This window comes from Ollibium composti, assembly GCF_004801285.1.
Lineage (GTDB): Bacteria > Pseudomonadota > Alphaproteobacteria > Rhizobiales > Rhizobiaceae > Mesorhizobium > Mesorhizobium composti.
The window spans coordinates 296,431-319,537 of sequence record NZ_SSNY01000004.1 but is presented as its reverse complement, the minus strand read 5'-3'; the positions used below and the strand labels follow the sequence as shown (position 1 = coordinate 319,537).

Sequence of the window (23,107 nt, the reverse complement as noted above, 5' to 3'; positions counted from 1 at the left end):
CTCAGTAACGCCATGTCTATCACTCCAAAGTCCCCTGCAATCAACCAGCAGGGGTGGGTTCAAACATGGGTCACTTCTCAATGGAAAAATCCCTCAATCCCGGGTCAGCTCTCAGCGGAAATCAACAGCCTGGGTGCGATAACGATAAATATTACAAACTGATTTGAGAGGAAGCGATGCGTCGCCTTTCCTCGGCGCCGTTTTTGGAACGGAATCAAATTGACGGTGAATTTCCGTTGGCTTGCGTGACCTCGCGAAAGGCCGTTGTCCAGGCAATCTTTCGCGCCCATGTCGCCAGCTTGCGGGTTCTGCCAGCAGGATGACGAGGGCGCCCGGATCTGGGTTGCCGCGGCGGCCCGTCCTCGATCGACATGAAGGCAACTTGCAGATCCTGCTCCGGCCCATGCCGGAACAGGCCAATTCACGACAAGGTCCTTGCGATTATAAGTGTATTCGGGGCTTTGTCGTTCAGTGCGTTTGCGATGACAGGTGTTCGCCTTATGCGAGGCCTTCTTCTTGAAGAGCCTTGCGCACCGCAGGACGAGATGCGACCGTGGCCATGAAGCGTTGGACGTTCGGGAAGGAAGAAAGATCGAAGTTTACGGCTTTCGACCAGCCAAGGACGGTCCACAGATAAGCATCTGCGGCGGTGAACGTGTTTCCCGTCAAATACGGGCCGTTAGCCAATTCGGTCTCGACATAGCCTAGGCGCTTTGAAAGCAGGGCGCGATTTGCCTCTTTTGTCGCGTCGGGCGTGGTCGGTTTGAAGAACGGGCTAAACGTCTTGTGCAGTTCGGTTGAAATGAAAGCCAGCCATTGCTGGATACGATATCTGGCGGGATCGCCCGACTTGGGCATAAGGCCGGCTTCGGGCTTTTGATCCGCAAGATACTGCACCACCACCGATGCTTCGGTGACAGGTTCAGCAGCACCCGTCACCAGCGTCGGGACGTAGCCGTTGGGGTTCACCTTGAGAAAGTCGTCGCCGCCTTCCGTCTTCTTGCTTGCGAGATCGACCCTGACGAGATCAAGGTCGAGTCCCGCTTCGCTGGCGACGATGTGAGGAGCCAGCGAGCAGGCGCCGGGGCTGTAGTACAGTTTCATGAACGATCACTCCAGGTGGATTTGCGGCGACGACTTGCCATGCGAGCGGAGTGATCTCAATCGCTCGTCTGGCGAACAGATCGTTCAAGGAAAGAGAATGAATGCCTCTGGTTCGTGCAGTCGAGATGGCTAGGCGAGGCGGAGCCTTTCTGTCGATGCGGGCAATCGCCCTGTTTGCGACCTATTCGTTCGGATAGGTTAGATGCCTCACTTTCTGTCCCTATCCCTCGCAGCCGCTGCCGCCCTTCCAGGAGCGCCTGCAATTGCGCCGCCGACAGCCTCACCACGCCATCGGTGATGGCAGGCCAGCAGAACTTGCCGTCCTCCAAACGCTTCGCCAGCAGACACACGCCGGTACCGTCGAAGTACACCAGCTTGACCCGGTCGGCGCGCTTGGCCCTGAAGACGTAGACCGTGCCAGAGAACGGATCGGCGCCCATCGTCTCGCGTACCAGCGCCGCCAGGCCCTCGGCCCCCTTGCGGAAGTCCACCGGCTTCGTCGCCACCATCACCTTGACCGCACCCGTCGGCCCGATCACGACGGCGCCTTCAGCGCACGGATCACCGCCGCCACCGTCCTGGCGTCGGCGCCACGACCGACCCGCATGGCGACGCCGTCAATCTCCAGCTCGATCACGCCGGCTTCTCGCACGGCCTTCCGCTTCCGTGTCGATCTCGCGCGCTTCCCCGCCGGTTCGGGCTCCGGTGCCGCGACCACTGCTGGAACAAACAATGGCTCCGGTGCCGGCGCGTTCCCCAACGGCACCCGCGCGGACCGGCGCCAGGTCAACAGCTGCTGCGGGGACAGTGCATAGCGCCGGGCCACCGCGCTCACCGTCTCGCCGGCATCGTAGCTTTCCGCCACGATCCGCGCCTTCTCCTCCGGCAACCATTCGCGCCGCCGTCCAGAACCCGTGAATATCTCAAGCCGTCGAACCCGCTCCTCGTCCCTGGACTTAAGCGTAAGCTCTGAAATCGCCATGTGTCGAAGCCCTCAAAGGCTCCGAGCATCGTGGCTCATGACCACGCGCGAAAGGTGGTGCCGCAACAGCGCTCACCTTTCTACAATAACTTCCATAAGATCTTCACAAGACTCGTCGGGCCAGCCATCGGCCCAAAGGTGACTTGCACTGCCACAACGTTCGACAACCGCAGCGCGTCGCAACAGGGTATACCCTGGGTGACCGCTGGCTGTGACAGCCGGCCATGAAACATCTGGGTTGACAGTGGCTATTTGTGACAGGGTCGCGCCGGGCCTAAACCGTGAGGTGACACATGGCTCGCATCGGGTATGCCCGCGCCGATCATCCAGCGAAGTGCATTTCAGGCCAATGGTGCCCACTATAAAATGTGGGCTGGAACGAGGGTTCTGCTACAAGCTCTATAAGAAAATCGTTATTTATCAATCACATACAACTGTACGTGGCGGAGAGAGCGGGATTCGAACCCGCGTTACGGTTTCCCGTAAACACACTTTCCAGGCGTGCGCCTTCAACCACTCGGCCACCTCTCCGTCGGTGCGCGCCTGCGGCCGGTTGAACCGCGGGGTCGGGGTCGCGCTTCGGCGGAAACCGGCTCTGCGAGCCCGCCACGGACGCGCCCGACCGGCATCGCCCTTCCGCTGCGCCCGCCGTTATGACGGGTGCGGGGCTCATCTAGTCGATCCGGAGCGGAATGCCAAGCCATATCGACGTGTCATATGATCAAGTCGCCGGCAATGCCTGTTCGCCGCTGCCTTGCGGGAGCGGTACGGTTCCTCCCGCTTTGAGGATTCGGCGGCGGAAAGTGAACGCACAGGCTGCAAGCGGCTTTCGGGCGGCATGAATCGAAAACCGAACCCGCGAGCAGCCAGGCGTGGCCCGCCGGTCGGCGCCGCGTTGTGAGCGGGCAAAGTCATGGCCTTGTCGTCGTCGAAACATGACAATTCGAGGCCTGCGATTGGCGGTTCGTTAAGCAAGGCACGATGCACCTTTCGTTTACCATTTGGCTTAACGCAACCGAAATCGATGCCTCGCAATATGGGCCACGGTTCGACAAGAGACCGGTTTACGAACGTCACAACTGGGCAAAGGAACACCAAATGACCAAGCTTCTCTCGCGTTTCTACAAAGACGAATCCGGCGCCACGGCCATCGAATACGGCCTGATCGCCACGCTGATCGCCATCGCCATCATCGCATCTGCCAGGTTGGTCGGCACCAACCTCATCGCCCGGTTTACGGATGTCTCAACTGCACTCGACGTCACCACACCTTGATATCGGACGCAGGTGTAAGCACCGTTTCTGGTGTGTAGATCGGGGCCGCCTTCGGGCGGCCCCTTTCGTTTGCACCATATAAAGATAATGCCGCTGCCCGATCTCGTGAAAACCTGGCGCATCCGCCCTATATTGGGAAGGTCATGAGATACGATGCCAGCCGTGCCCGCGCCGCCTTTGCAAGCCTGTTCATAGGGGCGTTTGCCTGCGGTCTGTCGGTGACGGGTGCGCAGGCTGTCGATATCGTGCCGGCGCCCGTCGTCGTGATGCCGGGCGCCAGTGCCGGCGATCTCCAGGCGCTGCAGAATCGTCTGTCGCGCCAGCAGTTCCAGAACGAGCAGCAGAGACTGCGGCAAGACGACCGCAACGCGGTCACTATCCTGCCTCCGCCCAGGCGGCAGGTGCCGCGCATGAAGCCGGGCTGTCAGGGCCAGGTCTACGGCACGCTTGCCGATTGCCGGTGAGGGCCGATTGTCGCTGAAGGCAAGCGATCTCTTTCTTAGCCGACTATGGGAAACAGGGTGGAAAACCGCGGCCGAACCGGTACATGGTGAGGCTGTCGAGCACGAATCACGCCGCCAACCGGAAGGATCATGACGGTCACCAAGAAGAACGCGGTCCGCAAGGCCAGGAAGGGCGAACGCATCCGGCAGGTCGCCGCCATACCGTTCCGGTTCGGGTCCGGTGGCGAACTGGAAGTGCTTCTGGTGACATCGCGCGAAACGCGCCGCTTCATCGTTCCCAAGGGGTGGCCGATGAAGGGCAAGAGCGGCCGCAAGGTCGCGGGCATCGAGGCCGAGCAGGAAGCGGGCGTCATCGGCAAGGTGCTGAAGCAACCGGCCGGCAGCTACAGCTACTGGAAGCGGCTCGAGCGGCAGTTCGTACGGGTCGACGTGACGGTCTACCTGCTTGCCGTCAGCGAGGAACTGACCGCGTGGCGGGAGAAAAAGAGCCGCCGCCGCGCATGGCTGACGACTGCGGACGCGGCCATGCTCATCGACGAGCCCGAGCTGGCCACGCTGCTGAAGGAACTCAAGCCGCCGGTCGAGGAAGCCGAGCCGGTGGATAGTCCGGCAGCCTGAGCGGACTATCCGCCGTCGTCCGGCAACTTCCGCTTCGGCGTGCCGGCATAGGCCCACAGCCACTCACGCGGCAGCGGCCCCTTGTTGCGGCCGCCCTGTTCGGTCTGCTCCCAGGCGTGCGCCAGGATGCCGACGGAGCGCGACAGCACGAACAGGCCGCGCGTCAGCGGCGGCGGGAAGCCGAGTTCGCCGTAGATGACGGCGGTGGCGCCGTCGATGTTGAGCGGGATTCTTTTCCCTTTGCGGCGGGTGATTTCCGCTTCGATTGCCTCGGCAATGGTGGCGAAACGTCCGCCAATAACGCCGCGCGCGGCAAAATCCCGCGTCACTTCCAAAAGGCGCGGCGCACGCGGATCGACCGGGTGGAAACGATGGCCGAAGCCCGGCACATAGCCGCTTTCTTCCGCGAAGAACCGATTTAGCCGCGTGGTAACGGCATCCGTGAGTGTCGCCCCTTCGTCCATCGCGGCGGCTATGTCGCCGTAGAAGGCAAGCGCCTGTTCGCCGGCGCCGCCATGTACGTCTCCCAGCACGTTGATGGCGGAAGCCATGGCGCTGTTGATGCCGACGCCGCAGGTGGCCGCCATGCGGGCGATGGCGATCGACGGCGCCTGCGGGCCGTGATCGACGGCGGCACCGAGCGCGATGCCAAGCAGGTCGGCCTGTTCGTCCGTGGGCAGTTCGCCGCGCAGCATCAGCCAGATCATCGCCGGGAAGGAGACGCGGCCGATCAGGTCCTGGATCTCGTAGCCACGCAGGCGGATGACGCCCGGCATCATCTCGATGATCGAGGTCTGCCACCATTCCTCGCCGCGCGCGCGGCCGGTCGTCTCCTCATTCGGCTTCTTCTCCTTGCCACTCATTCTGTCGTTCCCTTGCGCGGTGGCAGAGTGGCGAACACCTCCTGTCCGTGCTGGCCTAGGGCAGGGGGCGGCAGGGTCGGGACAGGTGCTGCGCCGTCGACAAGGAAGCCGCCGCGCACCACCGTAACCGGGCGTTCGGCGCCCGGCACGTCCTCGAACCGCACCGTCATGCCGCGGCCGCTGACCTGCGGCTCGGCCAAGGCCTGCGGAATGGTCAGCACCCGTCCGGCCGGTACGCCAGCGCGGTTGAGCTTTTCTTCCCACGCGGCGGCTGTGGCTGAGGCGAGTGCCGCTTCGATAAGCGCCTTCAGTTCGAAACGGTTCTTCTTGCGCGTCTCGCGCTCGGCGAAGCGCGGGTCCGTGGCGAGTTCCGGCCGATCGATCAGGCCGCATAGGACGACGAACTGCTCCTGCTTGTTGGCGGCGATGTTGATCAGGCCGTCGGCGGTGGCGAAAGCGCCGGAAGGCGCTGCCGTCATGTTCTCGTTGCCCATCGGCTGGGGCTCGACGCCAGCTGTCAGGTAGTTGGAGACCGGCCAGCCGAGCGCCGAAAGGGTGCATTCCAGCATCGACACATCGAGGAAGGCGCCTTCGCCGCTCGTTTTCTGGCGCACCAATGCCGCGGCGATGGCAAAGGCACCGGTCAACCCGCCCAGGGTGTCGGCGACCGGGTAGCCCACTCGCAGCGGCGCCGTCTCAGGCGTGCCGGTGATGCTCATGATGCCGGACAGGCCCTGGACGATCTGGTCGTAGGCCGGGTTGTCGCGCATCGGCCCGTCCTGGCCGAAACCGGAGATGGCGCAATAGACGAGGCCCGGTCGGACCGCCTTCAAGGCCTCGTAGTCCAGTCCCAGGCGCTTCATGACGCCGGGGCGGAAATTCTCGACCAGCGCATCGGCGGTGGCGACGAGGTCGAGGAAGCGCCTGCGATCCGTTTCGTTCTTGAGGTCGAGCGTGACGGAACGCTTGCCGGCGTTCTGCGCCAGGAAGGAAGCGCCCATGTGCGCCTTGTTCAGTTTCGGCGAAGCGCCGAGCTGGCGCGCCAGATCGCCGCCGGCGGGCTGCTCCACCTTGATGACGTCCGCACCCAGCAGGGCAAGCTGGTAGGCGCAGTAGGGGCCTGCCAGAACGTTGGTGAGGTCCAGCACGCGGATGCCGGCAAGCAGGCCCGTCATGGATCTGGCCTGTTCGGGGTCTGCAATTGTCGTGTATCCTTCGAGGCTCGCTCCGCTCGCACCTCAGGACGAGGGAGGTTGGAGGCTTTCGCGAAGAGGCGTAAGATTGTGGACGAATGGTCGCTGCCAAGGTCCTCCTTCGTCCGGCGCAAAACCTTCCTCATCCTGAGGTGCGAGCGGAGCGAGCCTCGAAGGACGCACCTCAAATCTTCACGCATCGCCCGGCACCGCTTCCTGTCCCTTCAGCCGGCGACGCTCGATATAGCCCCAGATGTGCGGGCCGAGCAGGCCGAGGAAAGCGAGGATCAGCAGCGTCAGCGACAGCGGATGGGTGAAGAACACCGTCCAGTCGCCGTTGGAGATGGTCATGGCGCGGCGGAACTGCGCCTCCGCCAGCGGTCCGAGGATCATGCCGATGATGACCGGCGCGGTCGGGAAATCGAAGCGCCGCATCAGGAAACCAACAGCACCGAGCAGATAGAGCACGACGAGGTCGATGGGCGATTGCGAGATGCCGTAGGTGCCGACGGTGGAGAACACCAGGATGCCGGCATAGAGCTGCGGGGCGGGGATCTTCAGGAGTTTCACCCACAGGCCGATCAGCGGCAGGTTGAGGATGACCAGGATGACGTTGGCGATGAACAGCGAGGCGATCAGGCCCCAGACGAGGTTGCCCTGGGTGGTGAACAGCAGCGGGCCGGGATTGATGCCGTAGCTCTGGAAGGCCGACAGCATGATGGCGGCGGTGGCCGAGGTGGGCAGGCCCAGCGTCAGCATCGGCACCAACACCCCGGCGGCAGAGGCGTTGTTGGCCGCCTCCGGCCCAGCGACGCCCTCGATGGCGCCGACGGTGCCGAATTCCTCCTTGTGCTTCGACAGCTTCTTCTCGACGGCGTAGGACAGGAAGGTCGGGATCTCGGCACCGCCGGCCGGCATGGCGCCGATGGGAAAGCCGATGAAGGCGCCTCGGATCCAGGCTTTCCATGAGCGTGCCCATTCCTGCGCCGTCATATAGAGGGAACCCTTGAGCGGCACGATCTCGTCCTTGCCGGCATAGCGGCGCGAGGCGACGTAGAGCGTCTCGCCGACGGCGAACAGGCCGACCGCCGCGATGATGACGTCGACGCCGTCGAGCAGTTCGGTCAGGCCGAAGGTGAAGCGCGGCTGCCCTGTTTGCAGGTCGACGCCGATCATGCCGATGACGAAGCCGACGAAAAGGCTGGAAAGACCGCGCACGGCGGAGGAACCGAGCACCGCCGAGACGGTGATGAAGGCCAGCACCATCAGCGAGAAATATTCGGCCGGGCCGAAGGAAAGGGCGAACTTGACCACCACCGGCGCCAGGAAGGCGACGCCCAGCGTGCCGATGGTGCCGGCGACGAACGAGCCGATGGCCGAGGTGGCGAGGGCGGCTCCCCCGCGTCCCGAGCGCGCCATCTTGTTGCCCTCCAGCGCGGTGACGATGGTGGCGCTTTCGCCCGGCGTGTTGAGCAGGATGGAGGTGGTCGAGCCGCCATACATGGCGCCGTAGTAGATGCCGGCGAACAGGATGAAGGAGGCTTCCGGCGCCACCTGGTAGGTGATCGGCAGCAGCAGCGCGATGGTCAGCGCCGGGCCGAGGCCGGGCAGCACGCCGATGGCGGTGCCGAGCGTCGTGCCGAGCAGGCACCATAACAGGTTGACCGGCGAAAAGGCGACGGAGAAACCATGGGCGAGTTGGGCGAGCGTGTCCATGGTGTCAGGCTCCGAACCAGCTTGCGACGGTGGCGATCGCGCCGTTGGCGAAATCCTCGAAGAAGCCGGCGCCGATGTTGACGCCCAGCGCCTTGGCGAAACCGAAATAGGCCGCCAGCGAAAGGACCAGACCCATGCCGAGATCGCGCAGCGGGTGACGGCTGCCGAAGCCGTAGCAGACCAGCACGAACATGATGACGGAGGCGGCGGTGAAGCCGAGCGAGCCGATCAGCAGCATGTTGGCGACGAGGCCGGCGGCGACGAAGCCCATCGACTTCCAGTCGGTCGGCGTTTCCTTCTCGTCGTCCGGCTGCCAGCCGCCCTGCACGGCGGCTTTGATGAGCAGCAATGCCAGAACCAGCATGCCGCCGGTGGTGATGTAGGGAAAGACGGTCGGGCCGACCTTGGAATAGAGCGGGGACACCGGGATCGCCAGCGTCTGCCACAGCACGGCGCCGGCGGCGGCCAGCATGCCGAGGCCGATCAGGAGTTCGGGCATGGCAACGCCGCGCGGGGCGGCGGGTTCGTCATGAACGCTCATAGGTCCTCCCTGGGGTCGCAAGACCGCCACCGCATGCGTCCGCACCGCCGTCCCTCTTCACCGGCGCGGGAGTAAAGGGGCGGCTGGCGCCGCCCCTCCGGTCAGTTTCAGGCCAGTCCGAGGTCCTTGAGGATGCCTTCGATGCGGGCGATGTCTTCCTTCAGGAACGTCTCGTAGGCCTCGCCGGTGAGCGGGATGGACGTCCACTGACGGTTCTTGCATTCCTCGGCCCAGGCTGCGCTCTTGGTCATGTCTTCCATCATCTTGACCATCGCCGCCTTGTCCTCGTCCGAGACGTCCGGCGGAGCGAAGACGCCACGCCAGTTGAACAGTTCGACGTCGATGCCTGACTCTTTCAGCGTCGGCGCGTCGATGCCCTCCTGGCGCTTGTCGGACGAGACGGCGAGCACGCGCAGCGTGCCGGCCTTGACCTGTTCGGAGAATTCGCCGTAGCCGGAAATGCCGCCGGCCACCTGGTTGCCGAGGAGGGCTGCCAGCGCCTCGCCGCCGCCGGCGAACGGCACGTAGGAGATCTTGGTGGGGTCGACGCCCGCCGTCTTGGCCATCAGGCCGAACAGGATGTGGTCGGAGCCACCGGCGGAACCGCCGGCGACCGGCACCTTGGTCGGGTCTTCCTTCAGCGCGGCGATGAAGTCGGCGACGGTCTTGAACGGCGAGGCGGCCGGTACCACCAGCGCCTCGAACTCGCCGGTGAGCCGCGCGATCGGCGTCACCTGATCGAGCTTGACGGCCGACTTGTTGGCGATGATCGCGCCGACCATGACCATGCCGCCGACCATCAGGGTGTTGCCCTTGCCCTTGTAGCGGCTGACGAACTGCGGCAGGCCGACCGTGCCGCCGGCGCCGCCGACATTGGTGATCTGCGATCCGGAAATCAGCTTATCCGTGCGCAGCACCTGATCCATGGTGCGCGCCGTCTGGTCCCAGCCGCCGCCGGGCGCCGCCGGAACGAAGATTTCGAGTTGCGGTGCGTCCGCCGCGAATGCAGGGCCAACCGAGGCGGCAAGGCCGATGGCGGCCGTGCTCGCCAGAAATGCGCGTCTGTTCAGCATGGTGTCTCCTCCCGATTGCGGTGCCTTCTTCGGCACCTTTCTCAACGCTACCCGACAGCGGACGCGCTTCGGCAAAAATCGAGCAGATCGAAACCGCGCTGTCAACGAAAACACCGCGTAAGGATCGCTCAGGCGTCGTTTGCCCGCTCCAGCAGGATGGTCGGCTCATCGTGGTAGGTCGTGCGGGCGTATTCACGATAGCCGCATTTGCGGGCGACGCCGAGCGACGCGGCGTTTTCGGGATCGATGATGCAGACGGTGCGGGGCGCTCGCAAGTCTCCGTCCGCCCATTCCAGCATCCGCCGCACGATCTCGCCGCCCAGCCCCTTGCCGTGCATGTCTGAGGTGAGCGACCAGCCGGCTTCGGGCAAGCCCTCGATTGAGGGCTCTATAGCGCGCTTGAGGTCGTGGAAGCCGGCCTCGCCGATGAAACGGCCGCTTGCTCTGTCTTCGATGGCCCAGAAGCCGAAGCCGATCAGCGACCACATGCCGGGATGGCGCAGCAGCCGCTGCCACGTCTCTTCGCGGGTGCGCGCCCTGCCGCCGATGAAGCGGAAGACGGCCGGATCGGCGCCCATGGCGCAATAGGCGTCGAAATCCTCCAGCCGGTGCGGACGCAACAGCGTCCGCTCGGTTTCCAGCACCGGCGCGCTCTTATGGATCGTCCCCATGCAGTCTCCTTTTCGGTCGTCTCCACATGCCGGCCTGGCAGGGCGACGGCAAGGTTCAGCATGTCCCTTGCGGAGAGGCAACATCGTCACTTCGCCGATTGTCAGGAGACGTCAGCGGCGTCGACCGGGCGGCTGCGATCATCACCGGGGCGGTGATAGGCTGCGCCGCCGATCAAAGGAAGAAACAGATGGACACCACCGATCTCGTCCTCGCCATCCTGCACCACCTGCTGGTTTTCTCGCTGGCCGGCATCATCGCGGCCGAATTCGTGCTCGTCCGCAACGACATGACCGCCTCGACGGTGCGGCGGCTGGCACGGATCGACCGCCATTACGGCATGGTCGCCATGCTGGTGATCGTCGTTGGCGCGGCGAGGGTCACCTGGGGCCTTAAGGGTTGGGAGTTCTACGTCTACAACTGGGTGTTCTGGGCCAAGATGGCGGCCTTCCTCATCGTCGGGCTCTTATCCATCAAGCCGACGATGCGTTTCCTGGCATGGAGCCGGCAGGCGGGGGCCGATGCGGGCTGGCGGGCTCCCGAAGCGGAACTGGCCTCGGTGCGCTCCGCGCTCAGCGCCGAGGCCGCGGTCTTCCTCGCCATTCCCGTCTTTGCCGCGGCCATGGCACGCGGTTACGGCTTCTAAAGCGTGTCGCGATCTTTCGGATTCGCTCCGCACGCTTCGGATTCTTGATTTTACGCATGTCTTTGTCCCGGAACCGGGTCCCACTTTCGGGAGACATGCTTTAGGCGACGGTTTCCCCCGGCGCCGGGCCGAGCGGCCCGATCTCGACCAGGGGGGCCGGAATGTTGGTCGTCTTCTCGGCCGATTTGCAGATGTCGGCGATGACGCAGGCCGGGCAGTCGGGCTTGCGCGCCTTGCAGACATAGCGCCCGTGCAGGATCAGCCAGTGATGGGCGTGGCGCATGTATTCGTCCGGGATGACCTCGATCAGCCGTTTCTCAACTTCCTCCGGCGTCTTGCCGGGCGCCAGGCCGATGCGGTTGCCGATGCGGAAAATGTGTGTGTCCACCGCCATGGTGTGCTGGCCGAAAGCGATGTTGAGCACGACATTGGCGGTCTTGCGGCCGACGCCGGGTAGCTTGACCAGTTCGTCGCGGGTCTCCGGCACCTTGCGGCCATGGTCGCGTACCAGCATTTCGGAAAGGGTTGCGACGTTCTTCGCCTTGGCGCGCCATAGCCCGATGGTGCGGATATAGGCGCCGATCTTTTCCTCGCCGAGCGCCGCCATCTTTTCCGGCGTGTCGGCTGCCTTGAACAGCCCTCGCGTCGCCTTGTTGACGCCGGCATCCGTCGCCTGCGCCGACAGCACCACCGCCACCAGGAGCGTGAAGGCGTTGACGTATTCCAGTTCGCCTTTCGGCTCTGGCCGCTGCACCGAAAAGCGGCGGAATATCTCATGCACCTCGGCCTGGCTGTACAGGCAGAACGATTTGGCGGGGCGCGGCCGCACGACAGCGTTGGGGCCGTCGCGCCGGCCGCCCTTCGGAGAGGCTTTGGGGGTGCGGCGATCTTTTGGCTTGGGGGTGCTCATGCAAGCTCCTATAATGGCTGATCATGAGCGATACAAACGCCGCCTCCGCGGCAGCCGGCTTCGCCGCCGACGAGCCGTTTTTCCACGCCTCCCTGACCCCGCACCGGTCTCTCGGCCGTACCGGCTTCATGATCCTGATGGGCGCGCTTCTGTTCGGTTGGCTGGTGACCGGCATCTTCATGCTCTCGCACGGCGCCTGGCCTGTGTTCGGCTTCTTCGGGCTGGACGTGCTCGGCCTCTACCTCGCCTTCCGCGTCAACTACCGCGCCGCCCGCGCCCATGAGGAAGTGTCGGTGTCTCGCACGGCGCTGGATATCCTGAAGGTCGCGCCGTCCGGCAAGGCCCAGTCGCATCATTTCAATCCGTTCTGGGCGAAGTTCTCGGTCGCGCGGCACACCGAGATCGGCATCACCCGCATGGCCGTGGAGGCGCAGGGCCAGGACGTCGCTATCGGCACCTTCCTCAACCCGGACGACCGCGAGAGTTTCGCCGCCGCCTTTTCGCGTGCGCTGGCGCGAGCCAAGGCACGCTGAACCTCACGCCGGCCCGAAGCCGAAGCGCAGCAGGCGACCGATCCGGCGCAGCGCCGGGATCAGTCCCCAGAAGAAGATGAAGATCCTGGCCGGCAGCGTCATGCGTGCCGCCGCTTCCGCGTCGTAGGCGGACCGGTCCTCAATCAGCCGCAGGCCGGGCGCGGCCTGCTCCAGTTCGCGCGGATCGTCGATCGCCCAGTGCAATTCGGCACCTGTGGCCTTGCAGGCGGGGCTGTTCCTGACGAATTTCAGGCCGAGTCCGTTGTAGACCTCGCAGACGATTTCACCGCGCGGCAGGTGCTCGACCAGCGCCGAGAACAGCCGCCGACCCGCTTCCGGCCGAAGGTACGGCGTCAGCCCTTCCGCCACGACCATCGCGGGCCGATCCTTCGGGATTTTGTCGAGCCATTCCAGCTCGACGACCGATGCCGGCACGAGATGACGGTTCGGCTTCGCCGGGTAGAGTTTTCGCCGCAGGTCGATCACTTCGGGATAGTCGACGTCGAACCAGTCCACGCCCGCCGGCGGATCGATGCGCTGGACGCGGGTATCCAGCCCGCAGCCGAGATGCAGCACCACGGCGTCCGCGTTCCGTGCGAGGAAATCGCGCACCCAGTCGTCCATGATGCGCGCCCGCGCCGCCAGGCCGGCAGCCAGGTTGCGGTCGACGCCCAGCCGGGAAAAATCGTAGTCGATCCTGCCGACCGCCTCGTCGGCGAAACGGTCCCGCAGCAGCGAATCCGGCCGGCGGCTTTCAAGCGCCTTGCCGTAGAGCGTGATCAGCAGCGTTTCCTTTTCCTTGCTGAGACGGACCTTTTCGGCGGCCATTCGTTTTCTCCTTCGCGCAGGCTGGCAATCTGGATGCCATGGCGCGAAAGGCAAGTTTCGGGTGGAGGAAGACCGGCGGAAAACCGATATTCGACGCTCAAGGAGACATTGCCATGAACGCCCATATGTCTATGACTGCATCCATGCCGACCATGAAGCCGCAACCCGTGCTCGAACGGGACATCACGCCGGAAGGCGGCGATTACGAGGTGGTGCGCCGCGCCATCGAGAAGATCAGCCTCGACTATCGCGACCAGCCTTCGCTGGAGGTGCTGGCCGAAGCGGTCGGCGAGACGCCGAACGGCCTGCAGAAGCTGTTCACCCGCTGGGCCGGCCTGTCGCCCAAGGCCTTCCTGCAAGCCGTCACGCTCGACCATGCGCGGCGGCTGCTCGATTCCGGCATGCCGCTCCTGGAGACCTCGTTCGAACTGGGCATGTCCGGTCCCGGCCGGCTGCACGACCTGTTCGTCACCCATGAGGCGATGTCGCCGGGCGACTACAAGAGCCGGGGCGCGGGGCTCACCATCCGCTACGGCTATCACATCTCGCCCTTCGGCATCGCGCTGATCATGGTGACCGATCGCGGCCTTGCGGGCCTGGCCTTCACCGATGCCGGCGAGGAGCGCGCGGCACTGGCCGACATGACCGGCCGCTGGCCGAACGCCATCTATGTCGAGGACATGGCCGCAACCGCGCCTTACGCGGCGCGCATCTTCGATCCGGCGCAATGGCGTTCCGACCGGCCGCTCAGGGTCGTCATGATCGGAACCGACTTCCAGCTCCGCGTGTGGGAAGCGCTGCTGCGCGTGCCGATGGGCCGCGCCTGCACCTATTCCGATATCGCCGGGCAGATCGGCCAGCCGACCGCGAGCCGCGCGGTCGGGGCGGCGGTCGGCGCCAATCCGCTGTCCTTCGTCGTGCCCTGCCACAGGGCGATCGGCAAGTCCGGCGCGCTGACCGGCTATCATTGGGGCCTGACCCGCAAGCGCGCCATCCTCGGCTGGGAAGCCGGCCAGTTGGGCGCGGCCTGACCCTTCGCCCGGCGCCGATGCGCCGGGCGATAGGCCAAAAGCCTTGACGCGGCCTCACTTTCGCGTGTCACGATTGCGTCCTTGTCCGGTGCGTCTTATCTATCGCCGGAAAGACGCCGGAATAGACGATGATCCGCTTCCTCTTTCGCCTGGCCGCCATGGTCGCGCTCGCTGTTTCCGTCATCATGGCGGTGCTCGACGCGACCCGCACGGTCGCTGCGGCGCATCTGGTGATGACGCCGCTGAAGACGAGCTGGAACGCGGTCTCGCCCGATACGCTGGGCGCGGCCGAAAGCTTCGTGCGGGAAAAGGTGCAGCCGCTCGTCTGGGATACAGCGGTCGACTGGATCATCAGCCAGCCGGGCTTCGCGGTGTTCGCCGTGCTTGCCCTGCTGCTCTACATGATCGGCTACAAGCCGCAACGAAAGGCCACGCGCTTCGCCGCCGGCTGACGCTGCGCCGGCCGGAAAGGAAAAGACCCCATGTTCTTCCTGAGCGATATGCTGAACAAGAAACTCAACCTGCCGAAGCCGGAGGAGGCGTTGCCCGGTCGCGCCAAGCCGATCCCGACGGCGGCAAAGCACTATGTGCTCAAGCATCCGCTCAAGGGACCTTATCCGGACGGCATGGAGACGGCGCTGTTCGCGCTCGGCTGCTTCTGGGGCGCGGAGCGCCTGTTCTGGCAGGTCGAAGGGGTGTGGGTGACGGCGTCGGGTTATTCCGGCGGCTTCACGCCCAATCCGACCTATCAGGAAACCTGCACCGGGCTCACCGGCCATGCGGAAACAGTGCTTGTCGTCTTCGATCCGAAGATCGTGTCCTACGCCACGCTGCTCAAGATTTTCTGGGAAGCGCACGATCCGACGCAGGGCATGCGCCAGGGCAACGACGTCGGCACCACCTACCGCTCGGCGATCTATACCTTCGATGAGGCGCAATACCAGCAGGCCGTCGCCTCGCGCGATGCCTATCAGGCGTCGCTGAAGGGGGCGGGCCGCGATAGGATCACCACCGAGATCGAGCCGGCCGGCAATTTCTATTTCGCCGAGGAAGAGCATCAGCAGTATCTCGCCAAGAACCCTAACGGCTATTGCGGCCTGAAGGGGACCGGCGTCGCCTGCGCCATCCCCACGGCGGCACCAGCCGCCGCCACGGCCTGACGCGGACTGCCTTTGCCGCCGTCGCGGCGGATTTGCCATGGCGTCCGCCTCCCCCGCCATGGTTTTCCAAAAGGTCAAAATTCCAGGTGAATTTTGTTCGCGAGCGTGCAAGATTGCGCGCAAGCGGGAGGCGTACACTCCTGCCGGAACGCTGTCCGGCAGCCGCTGAGGGGCGGTGGCGGACGGCGCACAAGCAATGAAACCGACAGGGTGTGGATCACATGAAACGTATCGTCCTCGGCCTTCTGGCCGCAACCGCACTGGCTTTTCCGGCCTTGGCCGACGATATCAAGCCGGCGCTCCTCTATGATCTCGGCGGCAAGTTCGACAAGTCGTTCAACGAGGCCGCCTATAACGGCGCCGAAAAGTTCAAGAAGGAAACCGGCATCGACTATGTCGATTTCGAGATTTCCAACGCCTCGCAGCGCGAACAGGCACTGCGCCGCTTCGCCGAAGACGGCCGCAACCCGATCATCATGACCGGCTTCTCCTTCGTCGATTCGCTGACGAAGGTGGCGGCGGACTATCCCGACACCAAGTTCGAGATCATCGACGACGCCGTCGATGCGCCGAACGTGCGTTCGGTGACCTTCAAGGAGAATGAAGGCTCCTACGTCGTCGGCGTCCTGGCGGCGATGGCCTCCAAGAGCCACAAGGTCGGCTTCATCGGCGGCATGGACGTTCCCCTCATCCGCAAGTTCGGCTGTGGCTATGTCGGCGGCGCCAAGGCGGCCGGCGCCACCGACGTGCTCTACAACATGACCGGCGACACGCCGGCGGCCTGGAACGATCCGGCCAAGGGCGGCGAGATCGCCAAGACGCAGATGGACCAGGGCGCCGACGTGATCTACGCGGCGGCCGGCGGCACCGGCGTCGGCGTTCTGCAGGCGGCGGCAGATGCCGGCAAGCTCGGCATCGGCGTCGATTCCAACCAGAACGGGTTGCAGCCCGGCCATGTGCTGACCTCGATGGTCAAGCGCGTGGATGTCGCCGTCTATAACGGCCTGATGGACGCCAAGGACGGCAAGTTCACCGCCGGCGCACAGCATCTCGGCCTGAAGGAAGGCGGCGTCGACTACGCGATGGACGACAACAACAAGGATCTCGTCACCGCCGAGATGAAGGCTGCCGCCGACAAGGCCAAGCAGGACATCATCGACGGCAAGATCGAGGTGCATGACTTCACAACGGACAGCAAGTGCCCGTACTGATCGGTTAGTCTCGTTGAATGCGAACCGCCGGGCATCGTCCCGGCGGTTCTGTTTTGGAGGGGGCCATGGATGACGCGATAGAATTGATGACCGAGCACGACATCGAGCCGGTGGCGCGCTTGCGCATGGCCGCCTTTTTCGACGGTTCCGGTCGCACGCTCGATGAGGATATTGCAGGGTTGCATGGGCTTCTGACCAATGACGACGGTCTCGAAGTCTCGCTTGTCGCGCGTGTCGATGGAGAATTGGCCGGCACGGTACTTCTCGTTCGAGATGAACTCGATGCCGCGCACGAGGTGACGCCGTGGCTGGCAGGGCTGGTTGTGGGGCCGGCCTTCCGCGGTCGCGGGATCGGCGCCGCGCTGGTAAGGGCCGTCGAGGCGCATGGCTGCGCGCAGGGCGTCGAAACCCTGCATCTCTACACCTGGGAGGCACGGCGGTTCTATGCGTCGCTCGGCTGGCGCTCCGTCGAGAGATTCGAAGAGGACGACGGGCCCATGATGCTGATGTCCCGCCGCTTGCCCTATAACCTGCCCGCCAGATAACCCAGCGCGAAGGCCGCGATCAGGCCGAGCGCGACGACGATCGCGCGCCGGTTCGGCAGCGCCTGCAGGCCCATGCCGACAGTGCGTTTCACTGTGCCGATGACTGGCTTTTCGAGGTCAATCCCCGACAGGTCCGCCTGCCGCATCTGCGGCAGGTCGGCGATGCGGGCGACGATCGCCTGCCAGCGTTCGAGAGAAGGGGAGGCCGGCGTTTCCGTCCGGCCGAAGACGTGCATGTCCTCGGCAAGGGCGATAACCGCGTCGCGGAAGGCCGCATCGATCTCCAGGTCGCGTTCCGCCCGCTCGCGCTCGCTCTCGCTCATGCGGCCGAGGATATAGTCGCCTGCGCGCCTGCGCTGCTCGCTCTCGCCGCTTGTGGCGCGATCCGGCACGCGATCCTCCTACCAGTGCGGCGGCTTCGTCACCGGCACGTCCGGCGCCGCCTGCTCCTCCAGCGCCAGGAAACGCTCCGTCAGCGCATCCAGCTTGCGCTGCATCCTGTCCATGACCTTCCACTGCTCGGCGATCTGGCCGGACAGTTCCTCGATCGTGTGTTCCTGCTCGGCGGCGCGGATTTCCAGCGCGATGAGCCGTTCGTCTGCGCTGTCCATGGACGCCTCCCTGCGCCTGTCGTATCCGTTGCGCATCGTCGCTTCCAAGTTGCGGCGAATACGGCGATCGTGACCGCCTTGGAAATTGACAATTGCGCCGCGATTTGTCGAGAGTGGAACGGGAGCGGCGCCGTTGGCAGGGAACTGGCGACGTGTTAGGCGTTTTGACCAAACGATAAAAACACGACGGGAACGACTGCATGGCTGAGGCCGCAATCGAGCTGATCGGCATCAACAAAAGCTTTGGGCCGGTACATGCCAACCGCGACATCAACCTCGAGGTGGCGCGCGGCACCATTCACGGCATCGTCGGCGAGAACGGTGCCGGCAAGTCGACGCTGATGTCGATCCTTTACGGATTTTACCAGGCCGACAGCGGCGAGATCAAAGTCAACGGCAAGCCGGCCTCGATCAAGACCTCCAACGATGCCATCGCTGCCGGCATCGGCATGGTGCACCAGCACTTCATGCTGGTCGACAACTTCACCGTTCTGGAGAACGTCATCCTCGGCGCCGAGAGCAACGCATTGCTCAACTCCTCGATCGCCAAGGCGCGCTCGGAACTGGTCAGGCTGGAACGCGAATACGGCTTGCAGGTCAATCCCGACGCGCTGATCGAGGAACTGCCCGTCGGCTTGCAGCAGCGCGTTGAAATCCTCAAGGCGCTCTATCGCGGCGCCGAAATCCTCATCCTCGATGAGCCGACCGGCGTGCTCACGCCGGCCGAGGCCGACCACCTGTTCCGCATCCTCAAGCAGTTGAAGGAACAGGGGAAGACGGTTGTCCTCATCACCCACAAGCTGCGTGAGATCATGGCGATCACCGACACGGTCTCAGTGATGCGGCAGGGCACGATGGTTGCCACCCGCGAAACGGCCAAGACCACGGTGGAGGAACTGGCTGAACTGATGGTCGGGCGGCGCGTGCTGTTGAGGGTCGACAAGGGCGAGGCCAAGCCCGGCGCCGTCAAGCTCTCGGTGAAGAACCTCGTCGTCCGGGATTCGCGCGGCGTCACCATGGTCGACGATGTGTCGTTCGAGGTGCGCGCCGGCGAGATCGTCGGCATCGCCGGCGTCGCCGGCAACGGCCAATCGGAGCTTCTGGAGGCGATTTCCGGAATCCGCAACGCGGTTTCCGGCAGTGCGATGTTGGACGGCAAGCCGATCGACCTGACCGGTGCTGCCGATCCCGGCGAGTTGCGCGAGCGCGGGCTGGCGCATGTGCCCGAGGACCGCCATCATGTCGGACTGGTTCTGGCTTTCGAGGAGAACGAGAATTCCATTCTCGGCTATCACGACGATCCGCGCTACCTGAAGGGGCCGCTGCTCAACATCGACGCGATTGTCGCCGACGCCAAAGACAAGATCGAGAAATACGACATAAGGCCGTCCAATCCGCGGCTGAAGACCGCCAATTTTTCCGGCGGCAACCAGCAGAAGATCGTGCTGGCGCGGGAAATCGAGCAGGATCCCGGCGTCCTCATCGTCGGCCAGCCGACACGCGGCGTCGATGTCGGCGCCATCGAGTTCATCCACAAGCGGCTGATCGCTATGCGCGACGCCGGCAAGGCGGTGCTTCTGGTGTCGGTCGAACTGGACGAGATCCGCTCGCTGTCCGACCGTATCCTGGTGATGTTCGCCGGCCGCATCGTCGGCGAACGCGGGCCGGAAGCCGGCGAAGGCGAGCTCGGCCTGTTGATGGCCGGCGTCGAGCAGAAGGAAGCGGCGGAATGAGCGCGCCCTACGCCAAGTTGCCCGCCTGGGCCGATTACGGACTGATCCCCCTCGTCAACCTCGCCGTCGCCTTCATCGTCGCCGGGCTGGTGGTGCTTCTGGTTGGCGAGAACCCGTTCCGCGCCGCCGTCATCCTGGTCGAGGGCGCGTTCGGGCGCGGGCAGGGCATCGCCTATACGCTGTTCTATGCCACCACCTTCATCTTTTCCGGCCTCTCGGTTGCGGTGGCCTTCCATTGCGGGCTGTTCAACATCGGCGGCGAGGGGCAGGGCTATATCGCCGGCCTCGGCATCGCCATCGTATGCCTCAGCCTCGACAGCGTGCTGCCGTGGTATCTGCTCTTTCCCATCGCCATCGCGGCGGCGGCCCTGTTCGGCGCGCTGTGGGCGCTGATTCCGGCATGGTTGCAGGCCAAGCGCGGCTCGCACATCGTCATCACGACGATCATGTTCAACTTCATCGCCGCCTCGATCATGGTCTACATGCTGGTGGACGTCATCAAGCCGGTCGGCGCGATGGCGCCGCAGACGCGCAATTTCCTCGACGGCGCGCAATTGCCGAAGCTGAACTGGCTGATCGAGCTGTTCGGTTTCGCGAAGATCCGCTCGGCGCCGTTCAACATCTCCTTCATCCTGGCGCTGGTGATGGCCTGGCTGGTGTGGCTTCTGATCTGGCGCACGAAGCTCGGCTACGAGATGCGCACCTACGGTTTCTCGCCGAAGGCGGCCCGCTATGCCGGCATTTCGGAAACGCGCATCATCCTCGTCACCATGATGATCTCGGGCGCGCTGTCGGGCATGATGGCGCTCAACCCGACCATGGGCGACCAGCACAACGTGGCACTGGACTTCGTCTCCGGTGCAGGCTTCGTCGGTATCGCGGTGGCGCTGATGGGACGCTCGCATCCGGTCGGCATCGTGCTCGCCTCGATCCTGTTCGGCATGCTCTACCAGGGCGGCGCCGAGCTTTCCTTCGAGATGCCCAACATCAGTCGCGACATGATCGTCATCATCCAGGGGCTCGTCATCCTGTTCGCCGGCGCGCTGGAGCATATGTTCCGCCCCGCTATTCAGGCCCTGTTCGCCTCGCTCAGCCCGAAATCGGTCGGCATGGCGGAAGCGGGCAAGGGAGCCTGAGATGGATTTCTTCAACGTCGCCGTCCAGACGCTGGACTCCACCATCCGCCTGTCGGTGCCGCTGCTGCTTGCCTGCCTCGCCGGGCTCTATTCCGAGCGGTCGGGCATCTTCGACATCGGGTTGGAAGGCAAGATGCTGGCCGGCGCCTTCGCGTCCGCCGCCGCCGCCTCGGTGTTCCATTCCGCCTGGATCGGGCTTGGCATGGGCATCCTGATCTCGGTGGCGCTGGCGCTGGTGCACGGCTTCGCCTCCATCACCCATCGCGGCAACCAGATCGTCTCGGGCGTGGCGATCAACTTCGTCGCCGCCGGCTCCACCATCATCCTCGGCCAGGCCTGGTTCCAACAGGGCGGCCGCACCCCGGCGCTGGCGCCGGGGGAGCGCTTCGAGGCGATCGTCTTTCCCGGCGCCGACGCCATCAGGGATGTGCCGATCATAGGGCCGATCTATTCCGAGTTGATCTCGGGCCATTCGCTGCTGGTCTACATTGCCTTCCTGGCGGTGCCGTTCACTTGGTGGGTGTTGTTCCGCACCCGCTTCGGGCTGCGGCTGCGCGCCGTCGGCGAGAATCCGGCGGCAGTCGACACGGCCGGCATCTCGGTGGAATGGCTGCGCTACCGCGCCGTCATCTGCACCGGCATCCTGACGGGCATCGCCGGTGCCTATCTGGCGATGGTGCAGAACGCCGGCTTCGTCAAGGACATGACCGCCGGCAAGGGCTTCATCGCGCTGGCCGCGCTGATCTTCGCCAAGTGGAAGCCGGTCAACGCCATGTTCGCCTGCCTTCTGTTCGGCTTCCTCGATGCGATCGCCATCCGCCTGCAAGGTTCGCCGCTGCCGGTCATCGGCAAGGTGCCGGTGCAGTTCATGCAGGCGCTGCCCTATGTGCTGACCGTGGTGCTGCTCGCCGGCTTCATCGGCAAGGCCATCCCGCCGAGAGCCGGCGGCGTGCCCTATGTCAAGGAAAGGTAGAATGGGGGAGTAGGGGATAGGAAACCGCCCATCGCTTCTGCTTCCCGTCCGCGACTCGCTGTTCGCTTGGAAAAGTCCATGTCACACGATCTCTACCTCGCTGCCAAGGCTGCCATGGCGAAAGCCTATGCGCCCTATTCCAAATTCCCTGTCGGCGCGGCGATCCGCACCGAGGACGGCCGCATCTTTGCCGGCGCCAACATCGAGGTGGCTTCCTTCCCGGAAGGCTGGTGTGCCGAGACGACGGCACTCGGCCACTACATCATGGGCGGCGGCGGCAGGATCGTCGAGATCGCCGTGATCGCCGAGCGGATGGCGAAATGCACGCCCTGCGGCGGCTGCCGCCAGAGGCTGGCGGAGTTCGCAGGCCCCGAGGCGAAGCTCTATCTGTGCGACGAAACCGGCGTGGCGGAAACCGTGACGATGGGTGATATGCTGCCTTACGGTTTCCGTGGCGATACATGGACATGAAGCAGAAGGCATGAAGGAAGCGATCGATCTTCTGGTGGAAAGGCTGGACGGACTGGTGCCGCAGGCGGCGCTGGTGCTGGGTTCCGGGCTGGGCGTCCTCGCCGGCGAGGTCGAGGACGCGGTGCGCATTCCCTATGCCGACTTGCAGGGTTTTCCGGCGAGCGGCGTCACCGGCCATGCCGGCGAGGTGGTGGCCGGCCGCTTCGGCGGCAAGCCGGTGCTGATGCTGGCCGGCCGTGCCCACTATTACGAGCACGGCGACGCCGCCGTCATGCGCCCGGTCATCGAGACGCTGGCCGGCATCGGCGTGACCCGGCTCATCCTCACCAATGCCGCTGGTTCGCTGGATCCCGAGATGCTGCCGGGTTCGGTTATGCTGGTCACCGATCACATCAATTTCTCCGGCTCCAATCCGCTGTTCGGCGAGCCGACCGACCGCCGCTTCGTCGGCCTGACGGAGGCCTACGACGCCGGTCTGCGCGCGGTCATCGAGCGGGCGGCCGAGGCGGTGGATATCCACCTCCACAAGGGCGTCTACATGTGGTTCTCCGGCCCGTCCTTCGAGACGCCGGCTGAAATCCGCATGGCGCGCATCATGGGCGCCGACGCTGTCGGCATGTCGACGGTGCCGGAGGTCATCCTGGCCCGTTTCTACGGCCTCAAGGTCGCGGCTTGCTCGGTCATCACCAACCTCGCCGCCGGCATGACGGGGGCGGAGCTGTCGCACCAGGAAACCAAGGACATGGCGCCGCTCGGCGGCGCGCGGCTCGCCTCGGTGCTGAGGAAGGTGTTCGAGGATGGCATGCTGGAAGGATAGTTAG

Annotated in this window: 27 protein-coding genes, 1 tRNA gene and 1 pseudogene; 15 read left to right on the top strand and 14 right to left on the bottom strand. The window is 64.7% G+C overall.

From position 1 onward, the window contains the following. Nucleotides 1-498: 498 nt before the first annotated feature. The 4 genes and pseudogenes from gstA to E6C48_RS09750 form a co-directional block, all read right to left on the bottom strand. Complete coding sequence (gstA, locus tag E6C48_RS09765; RefSeq protein WP_136356540.1) at nucleotides 499-1,104, bottom strand: glutathione transferase GstA; 606 nt, start codon at nucleotides 1,102-1,104, stop codon at nucleotides 499-501. A gap of 242 nt (nucleotides 1,105-1,346) precedes the next feature. Further along, nucleotides 1,347-1,643: pseudogene (tnpB, locus tag E6C48_RS23165) on the bottom strand (IS66 family insertion sequence element accessory protein TnpB); the annotation flags it as partial. Further along, nucleotides 1,640-2,086 carry an IS66-like element accessory protein TnpA gene (gene tnpA, locus E6C48_RS09755; RefSeq protein WP_136356538.1) on the bottom strand — a complete coding sequence of 149 codons (447 nt, stop codon included), beginning with the start codon at nucleotides 2,084-2,086 and terminating at the stop codon, nucleotides 1,640-1,642. The gene tnpA and the pseudogene tnpB, both read right to left, overlap by 4 nt. Nucleotides 2,087-2,527: 441 nt before the next feature. Next, a tRNA-Ser gene (locus E6C48_RS09750) sits at nucleotides 2,528-2,617 on the bottom strand. Between the two features lie 567 nt (nucleotides 2,618-3,184). On the opposite strand from E6C48_RS09750, the gene E6C48_RS09745 reads away from it, so the two are divergent. The 3 genes from E6C48_RS09745 (at nucleotide 3,185) to E6C48_RS09735 (ending at nucleotide 4,443) form a co-directional block, all read left to right on the top strand. Next, nucleotides 3,185-3,361, top strand: a complete 177-nt coding sequence (locus tag E6C48_RS09745; protein WP_136356536.1) for a Flp family type IVb pilin — start codon at nucleotides 3,185-3,187, stop codon at nucleotides 3,359-3,361. Between the two features lie 143 nt (nucleotides 3,362-3,504). Continuing rightward, complete coding sequence (locus E6C48_RS09740) at nucleotides 3,505-3,825, top strand: hypothetical protein (protein ID WP_136356534.1); 321 nt, start codon at nucleotides 3,505-3,507, stop codon at nucleotides 3,823-3,825. A 129-nt stretch (nucleotides 3,826-3,954) separates the two neighbouring features. Next, on the top strand, nucleotides 3,955-4,443 hold the full coding sequence (locus E6C48_RS09735) for an NUDIX hydrolase (protein ID WP_136356532.1): 489 nt from the start codon (nucleotides 3,955-3,957) through the stop codon (nucleotides 4,441-4,443). Nucleotides 4,444-4,448: 5 nt separating this feature from the next. Here E6C48_RS09735 and E6C48_RS09730 read toward each other — a convergent pair whose 3' ends face one another. From E6C48_RS09730 to E6C48_RS09705, 6 genes are all read right to left on the bottom strand, one after another. After that, nucleotides 4,449-5,306 (bottom strand): citryl-CoA lyase, encoded by an 858-nt coding sequence (locus tag E6C48_RS09730; protein WP_136356530.1) that lies wholly within the window; start codon nucleotides 5,304-5,306, stop codon nucleotides 4,449-4,451. Further along, nucleotides 5,303-6,481, bottom strand: coding sequence for a CaiB/BaiF CoA transferase family protein (locus tag E6C48_RS09725; protein WP_136356528.1), 1,179 nt, complete (start codon nucleotides 6,479-6,481; stop codon nucleotides 5,303-5,305). Before E6C48_RS09725 ends, E6C48_RS09730 begins: the two co-directional genes overlap by 4 nt. Nucleotides 6,482-6,691: 210 nt before the next feature. Then, on the bottom strand, nucleotides 6,692-8,215 hold the full coding sequence (locus tag E6C48_RS09720) for a tripartite tricarboxylate transporter permease (RefSeq protein WP_136356526.1): 1,524 nt from the start codon (nucleotides 8,213-8,215) through the stop codon (nucleotides 6,692-6,694). A gap of 4 nt (nucleotides 8,216-8,219) precedes the next feature. Beyond that, nucleotides 8,220-8,756 carry a tripartite tricarboxylate transporter TctB family protein gene (locus E6C48_RS09715; protein WP_136356524.1) on the bottom strand — a complete coding sequence of 179 codons (537 nt, stop codon included), beginning with the start codon at nucleotides 8,754-8,756 and terminating at the stop codon, nucleotides 8,220-8,222. Nucleotides 8,757-8,863: 107 nt separating this feature from the next. Next, on the bottom strand, nucleotides 8,864-9,829 hold the full coding sequence (locus E6C48_RS09710; protein ID WP_136356522.1) for a Bug family tripartite tricarboxylate transporter substrate binding protein: 966 nt from the start codon (nucleotides 9,827-9,829) through the stop codon (nucleotides 8,864-8,866). Between the two features lie 128 nt (nucleotides 9,830-9,957). After that, nucleotides 9,958-10,500, bottom strand: a complete 543-nt coding sequence (locus E6C48_RS09705) for a GNAT family N-acetyltransferase (RefSeq protein ID WP_136356519.1) — start codon at nucleotides 10,498-10,500, stop codon at nucleotides 9,958-9,960. A 188-nt stretch (nucleotides 10,501-10,688) separates the two neighbouring features. Between E6C48_RS09705 and E6C48_RS09700 the strand changes: the two genes are divergently transcribed. Beyond that, complete coding sequence (locus E6C48_RS09700; RefSeq protein WP_136356517.1) at nucleotides 10,689-11,144, top strand: DUF2214 family protein; 456 nt, start codon at nucleotides 10,689-10,691, stop codon at nucleotides 11,142-11,144. A 100-nt stretch (nucleotides 11,145-11,244) separates the two neighbouring features. On the opposite strand, the gene nth is transcribed toward E6C48_RS09700, so the two are convergent. Further along, nucleotides 11,245-12,054, bottom strand: a complete 810-nt coding sequence (nth, locus tag E6C48_RS09695; protein WP_136356515.1) for an endonuclease III — start codon at nucleotides 12,052-12,054, stop codon at nucleotides 11,245-11,247. 23 nt (nucleotides 12,055-12,077) lie between these two features. On the opposite strand from nth, the gene E6C48_RS09690 reads away from it, so the two are divergent. Beyond that, entirely contained in the window at nucleotides 12,078-12,587 is a 510-nt protein-coding gene (locus E6C48_RS09690; protein ID WP_136356512.1) for a DUF2244 domain-containing protein, read from the top strand. Between the two features lie 3 nt (nucleotides 12,588-12,590). Here E6C48_RS09690 and E6C48_RS09685 read toward each other — a convergent pair whose 3' ends face one another. After that, nucleotides 12,591-13,415 carry a class I SAM-dependent methyltransferase gene (locus tag E6C48_RS09685; RefSeq protein ID WP_136356510.1) on the bottom strand — a complete coding sequence of 275 codons (825 nt, stop codon included), beginning with the start codon at nucleotides 13,413-13,415 and terminating at the stop codon, nucleotides 12,591-12,593. Between the two features lie 131 nt (nucleotides 13,416-13,546). On the opposite strand from E6C48_RS09685, the gene E6C48_RS09680 reads away from it, so the two are divergent. The 5 genes from E6C48_RS09680 to E6C48_RS09660 all read left to right on the top strand — a co-directional run bounded on the left by E6C48_RS09680 (nucleotide 13,547) and on the right by E6C48_RS09660 (nucleotide 17,362). Continuing rightward, a complete protein-coding gene (locus E6C48_RS09680; RefSeq protein ID WP_136356586.1) occupies nucleotides 13,547-14,446 on the top strand; it encodes a methylated-DNA--[protein]-cysteine S-methyltransferase in 900 nt (299 codons plus the stop codon). A 128-nt stretch (nucleotides 14,447-14,574) separates the two neighbouring features. Further along, entirely contained in the window at nucleotides 14,575-14,898 is a 324-nt protein-coding gene (locus E6C48_RS09675; protein WP_136356508.1) for a hypothetical protein, read from the top strand. A 30-nt stretch (nucleotides 14,899-14,928) separates the two neighbouring features. Then, nucleotides 14,929-15,606: a peptide-methionine (S)-S-oxide reductase MsrA gene (gene msrA, locus E6C48_RS09670; protein WP_136356506.1), complete on the top strand. Its 678-nt coding sequence runs from the start codon at nucleotides 14,929-14,931 to the stop codon at nucleotides 15,604-15,606. A 221-nt stretch (nucleotides 15,607-15,827) separates the two neighbouring features. Beyond that, the gene (locus tag E6C48_RS09665) at nucleotides 15,828-16,817 is read left to right on the top strand and encodes a BMP family lipoprotein (RefSeq protein ID WP_136356504.1); all 990 of its coding nucleotides are present in this window, start codon (nucleotides 15,828-15,830) and stop codon (nucleotides 16,815-16,817) included. Nucleotides 16,818-16,903: 86 nt separating this feature from the next. After that, complete coding sequence (locus E6C48_RS09660; protein ID WP_230978709.1) at nucleotides 16,904-17,362, top strand: GNAT family N-acetyltransferase; 459 nt, start codon at nucleotides 16,904-16,906, stop codon at nucleotides 17,360-17,362. Here the strand turns inward: E6C48_RS09660 and E6C48_RS09655 are convergent. Next, complete coding sequence (locus tag E6C48_RS09655; RefSeq protein WP_230978708.1) at nucleotides 17,341-17,754, bottom strand: hypothetical protein; 414 nt, start codon at nucleotides 17,752-17,754, stop codon at nucleotides 17,341-17,343. The two genes, E6C48_RS09660 and E6C48_RS09655, sit on opposite strands and share 22 nt — an antisense overlap. A gap of 9 nt (nucleotides 17,755-17,763) precedes the next feature. Further along, entirely contained in the window at nucleotides 17,764-17,973 is a 210-nt protein-coding gene (locus E6C48_RS09650) for a SlyX family protein (protein WP_136356499.1), read from the bottom strand. A 200-nt stretch (nucleotides 17,974-18,173) separates the two neighbouring features. Here E6C48_RS09650 and E6C48_RS09645 point away from each other — a divergent pair, with 200 nt between their 5' ends. The 5 genes from E6C48_RS09645 (at nucleotide 18,174) to E6C48_RS09625 (ending at nucleotide 23,103) form a co-directional block, all read left to right on the top strand. After that, on the top strand, nucleotides 18,174-19,706 hold the full coding sequence (locus E6C48_RS09645) for an ABC transporter ATP-binding protein (protein WP_136356497.1): 1,533 nt from the start codon (nucleotides 18,174-18,176) through the stop codon (nucleotides 19,704-19,706). Beyond that, nucleotides 19,703-20,842 (top strand): ABC transporter permease, encoded by a 1,140-nt coding sequence (locus tag E6C48_RS09640; RefSeq protein ID WP_136356495.1) that lies wholly within the window; start codon nucleotides 19,703-19,705, stop codon nucleotides 20,840-20,842. The genes E6C48_RS09645 and E6C48_RS09640 overlap by 4 nt, the downstream gene beginning before the upstream one ends. A 1-nt stretch (nucleotide 20,843) precedes the next feature. Beyond that, nucleotides 20,844-21,815, top strand: coding sequence for an ABC transporter permease (locus tag E6C48_RS09635; protein ID WP_136356493.1), 972 nt, complete (start codon nucleotides 20,844-20,846; stop codon nucleotides 21,813-21,815). Nucleotides 21,816-21,893: 78 nt separating this feature from the next. Next, a complete protein-coding gene (gene cdd, locus E6C48_RS09630; RefSeq protein ID WP_136356491.1) occupies nucleotides 21,894-22,286 on the top strand; it encodes a cytidine deaminase in 393 nt (130 codons plus the stop codon). A gap of 10 nt (nucleotides 22,287-22,296) precedes the next feature. Continuing rightward, nucleotides 22,297-23,103 carry a purine-nucleoside phosphorylase gene (locus tag E6C48_RS09625; RefSeq protein WP_136356489.1) on the top strand — a complete coding sequence of 269 codons (807 nt, stop codon included), beginning with the start codon at nucleotides 22,297-22,299 and terminating at the stop codon, nucleotides 23,101-23,103. Nucleotides 23,104-23,107 lie beyond the last annotated feature (4 nt).

What these genes read in the sequence shown, in the direction of transcription:
- gstA (WP_136356540.1), bottom strand. Translation starts at nt 1,104, where the DNA reads ATGAAACTGTACTACAGCCCCGGCGCCTGCTCGCTGGCTCCTCACATC.
- tnpA (WP_136356538.1), bottom strand. Translation starts at nt 2,086, where the DNA reads ATGGCGATTTCAGAGCTTACGCTTAAGTCCAGGGACGAGGAGCGGGTT.
- E6C48_RS09745 (WP_136356536.1), top strand. Translation starts at nt 3,185, where the DNA reads ATGACCAAGCTTCTCTCGCGTTTCTACAAAGACGAATCCGGCGCCACG.
- E6C48_RS09740 (WP_136356534.1), top strand. Translation starts at nt 3,505, where the DNA reads ATGAGATACGATGCCAGCCGTGCCCGCGCCGCCTTTGCAAGCCTGTTC.
- E6C48_RS09735 (WP_136356532.1), top strand. Translation starts at nt 3,955, where the DNA reads ATGACGGTCACCAAGAAGAACGCGGTCCGCAAGGCCAGGAAGGGCGAA.
- E6C48_RS09730 (WP_136356530.1), bottom strand. Translation starts at nt 5,306, where the DNA reads ATGAGTGGCAAGGAGAAGAAGCCGAATGAGGAGACGACCGGCCGCGCG.
- E6C48_RS09725 (WP_136356528.1), bottom strand. Translation starts at nt 6,481, where the DNA reads ATGACGGGCCTGCTTGCCGGCATCCGCGTGCTGGACCTCACCAACGTT.
- E6C48_RS09720 (WP_136356526.1), bottom strand. Translation starts at nt 8,215, where the DNA reads ATGGACACGCTCGCCCAACTCGCCCATGGTTTCTCCGTCGCCTTTTCG.
- E6C48_RS09715 (WP_136356524.1), bottom strand. Translation starts at nt 8,756, where the DNA reads ATGAGCGTTCATGACGAACCCGCCGCCCCGCGCGGCGTTGCCATGCCC.
- E6C48_RS09710 (WP_136356522.1), bottom strand. Translation starts at nt 9,829, where the DNA reads ATGCTGAACAGACGCGCATTTCTGGCGAGCACGGCCGCCATCGGCCTT.
- E6C48_RS09705 (WP_136356519.1), bottom strand. Translation starts at nt 10,500, where the DNA reads ATGGGGACGATCCATAAGAGCGCGCCGGTGCTGGAAACCGAGCGGACG.
- E6C48_RS09700 (WP_136356517.1), top strand. Translation starts at nt 10,689, where the DNA reads ATGGACACCACCGATCTCGTCCTCGCCATCCTGCACCACCTGCTGGTT.
- nth (WP_136356515.1), bottom strand. Translation starts at nt 12,054, where the DNA reads ATGAGCACCCCCAAGCCAAAAGATCGCCGCACCCCCAAAGCCTCTCCG.
- E6C48_RS09690 (WP_136356512.1), top strand. Translation starts at nt 12,078, where the DNA reads ATGAGCGATACAAACGCCGCCTCCGCGGCAGCCGGCTTCGCCGCCGAC.
- E6C48_RS09685 (WP_136356510.1), bottom strand. Translation starts at nt 13,415, where the DNA reads ATGGCCGCCGAAAAGGTCCGTCTCAGCAAGGAAAAGGAAACGCTGCTG.
- E6C48_RS09680 (WP_136356586.1), top strand. Translation starts at nt 13,547, where the DNA reads ATGACTGCATCCATGCCGACCATGAAGCCGCAACCCGTGCTCGAACGG.
- E6C48_RS09675 (WP_136356508.1), top strand. Translation starts at nt 14,575, where the DNA reads ATGATCCGCTTCCTCTTTCGCCTGGCCGCCATGGTCGCGCTCGCTGTT.
- msrA (WP_136356506.1), top strand. Translation starts at nt 14,929, where the DNA reads ATGTTCTTCCTGAGCGATATGCTGAACAAGAAACTCAACCTGCCGAAG.
- E6C48_RS09665 (WP_136356504.1), top strand. Translation starts at nt 15,828, where the DNA reads ATGAAACGTATCGTCCTCGGCCTTCTGGCCGCAACCGCACTGGCTTTT.
- E6C48_RS09660 (WP_230978709.1), top strand. Translation starts at nt 16,904, where the DNA reads ATGACCGAGCACGACATCGAGCCGGTGGCGCGCTTGCGCATGGCCGCC.
- E6C48_RS09650 (WP_136356499.1), bottom strand. Translation starts at nt 17,973, where the DNA reads ATGGACAGCGCAGACGAACGGCTCATCGCGCTGGAAATCCGCGCCGCC.
- E6C48_RS09645 (WP_136356497.1), top strand. Translation starts at nt 18,174, where the DNA reads ATGGCTGAGGCCGCAATCGAGCTGATCGGCATCAACAAAAGCTTTGGG.
- E6C48_RS09640 (WP_136356495.1), top strand. Translation starts at nt 19,703, where the DNA reads ATGAGCGCGCCCTACGCCAAGTTGCCCGCCTGGGCCGATTACGGACTG.
- E6C48_RS09635 (WP_136356493.1), top strand. Translation starts at nt 20,844, where the DNA reads ATGGATTTCTTCAACGTCGCCGTCCAGACGCTGGACTCCACCATCCGC.
- cdd (WP_136356491.1), top strand. Translation starts at nt 21,894, where the DNA reads ATGTCACACGATCTCTACCTCGCTGCCAAGGCTGCCATGGCGAAAGCC.
- E6C48_RS09625 (WP_136356489.1), top strand. Translation starts at nt 22,297, where the DNA reads ATGAAGGAAGCGATCGATCTTCTGGTGGAAAGGCTGGACGGACTGGTG.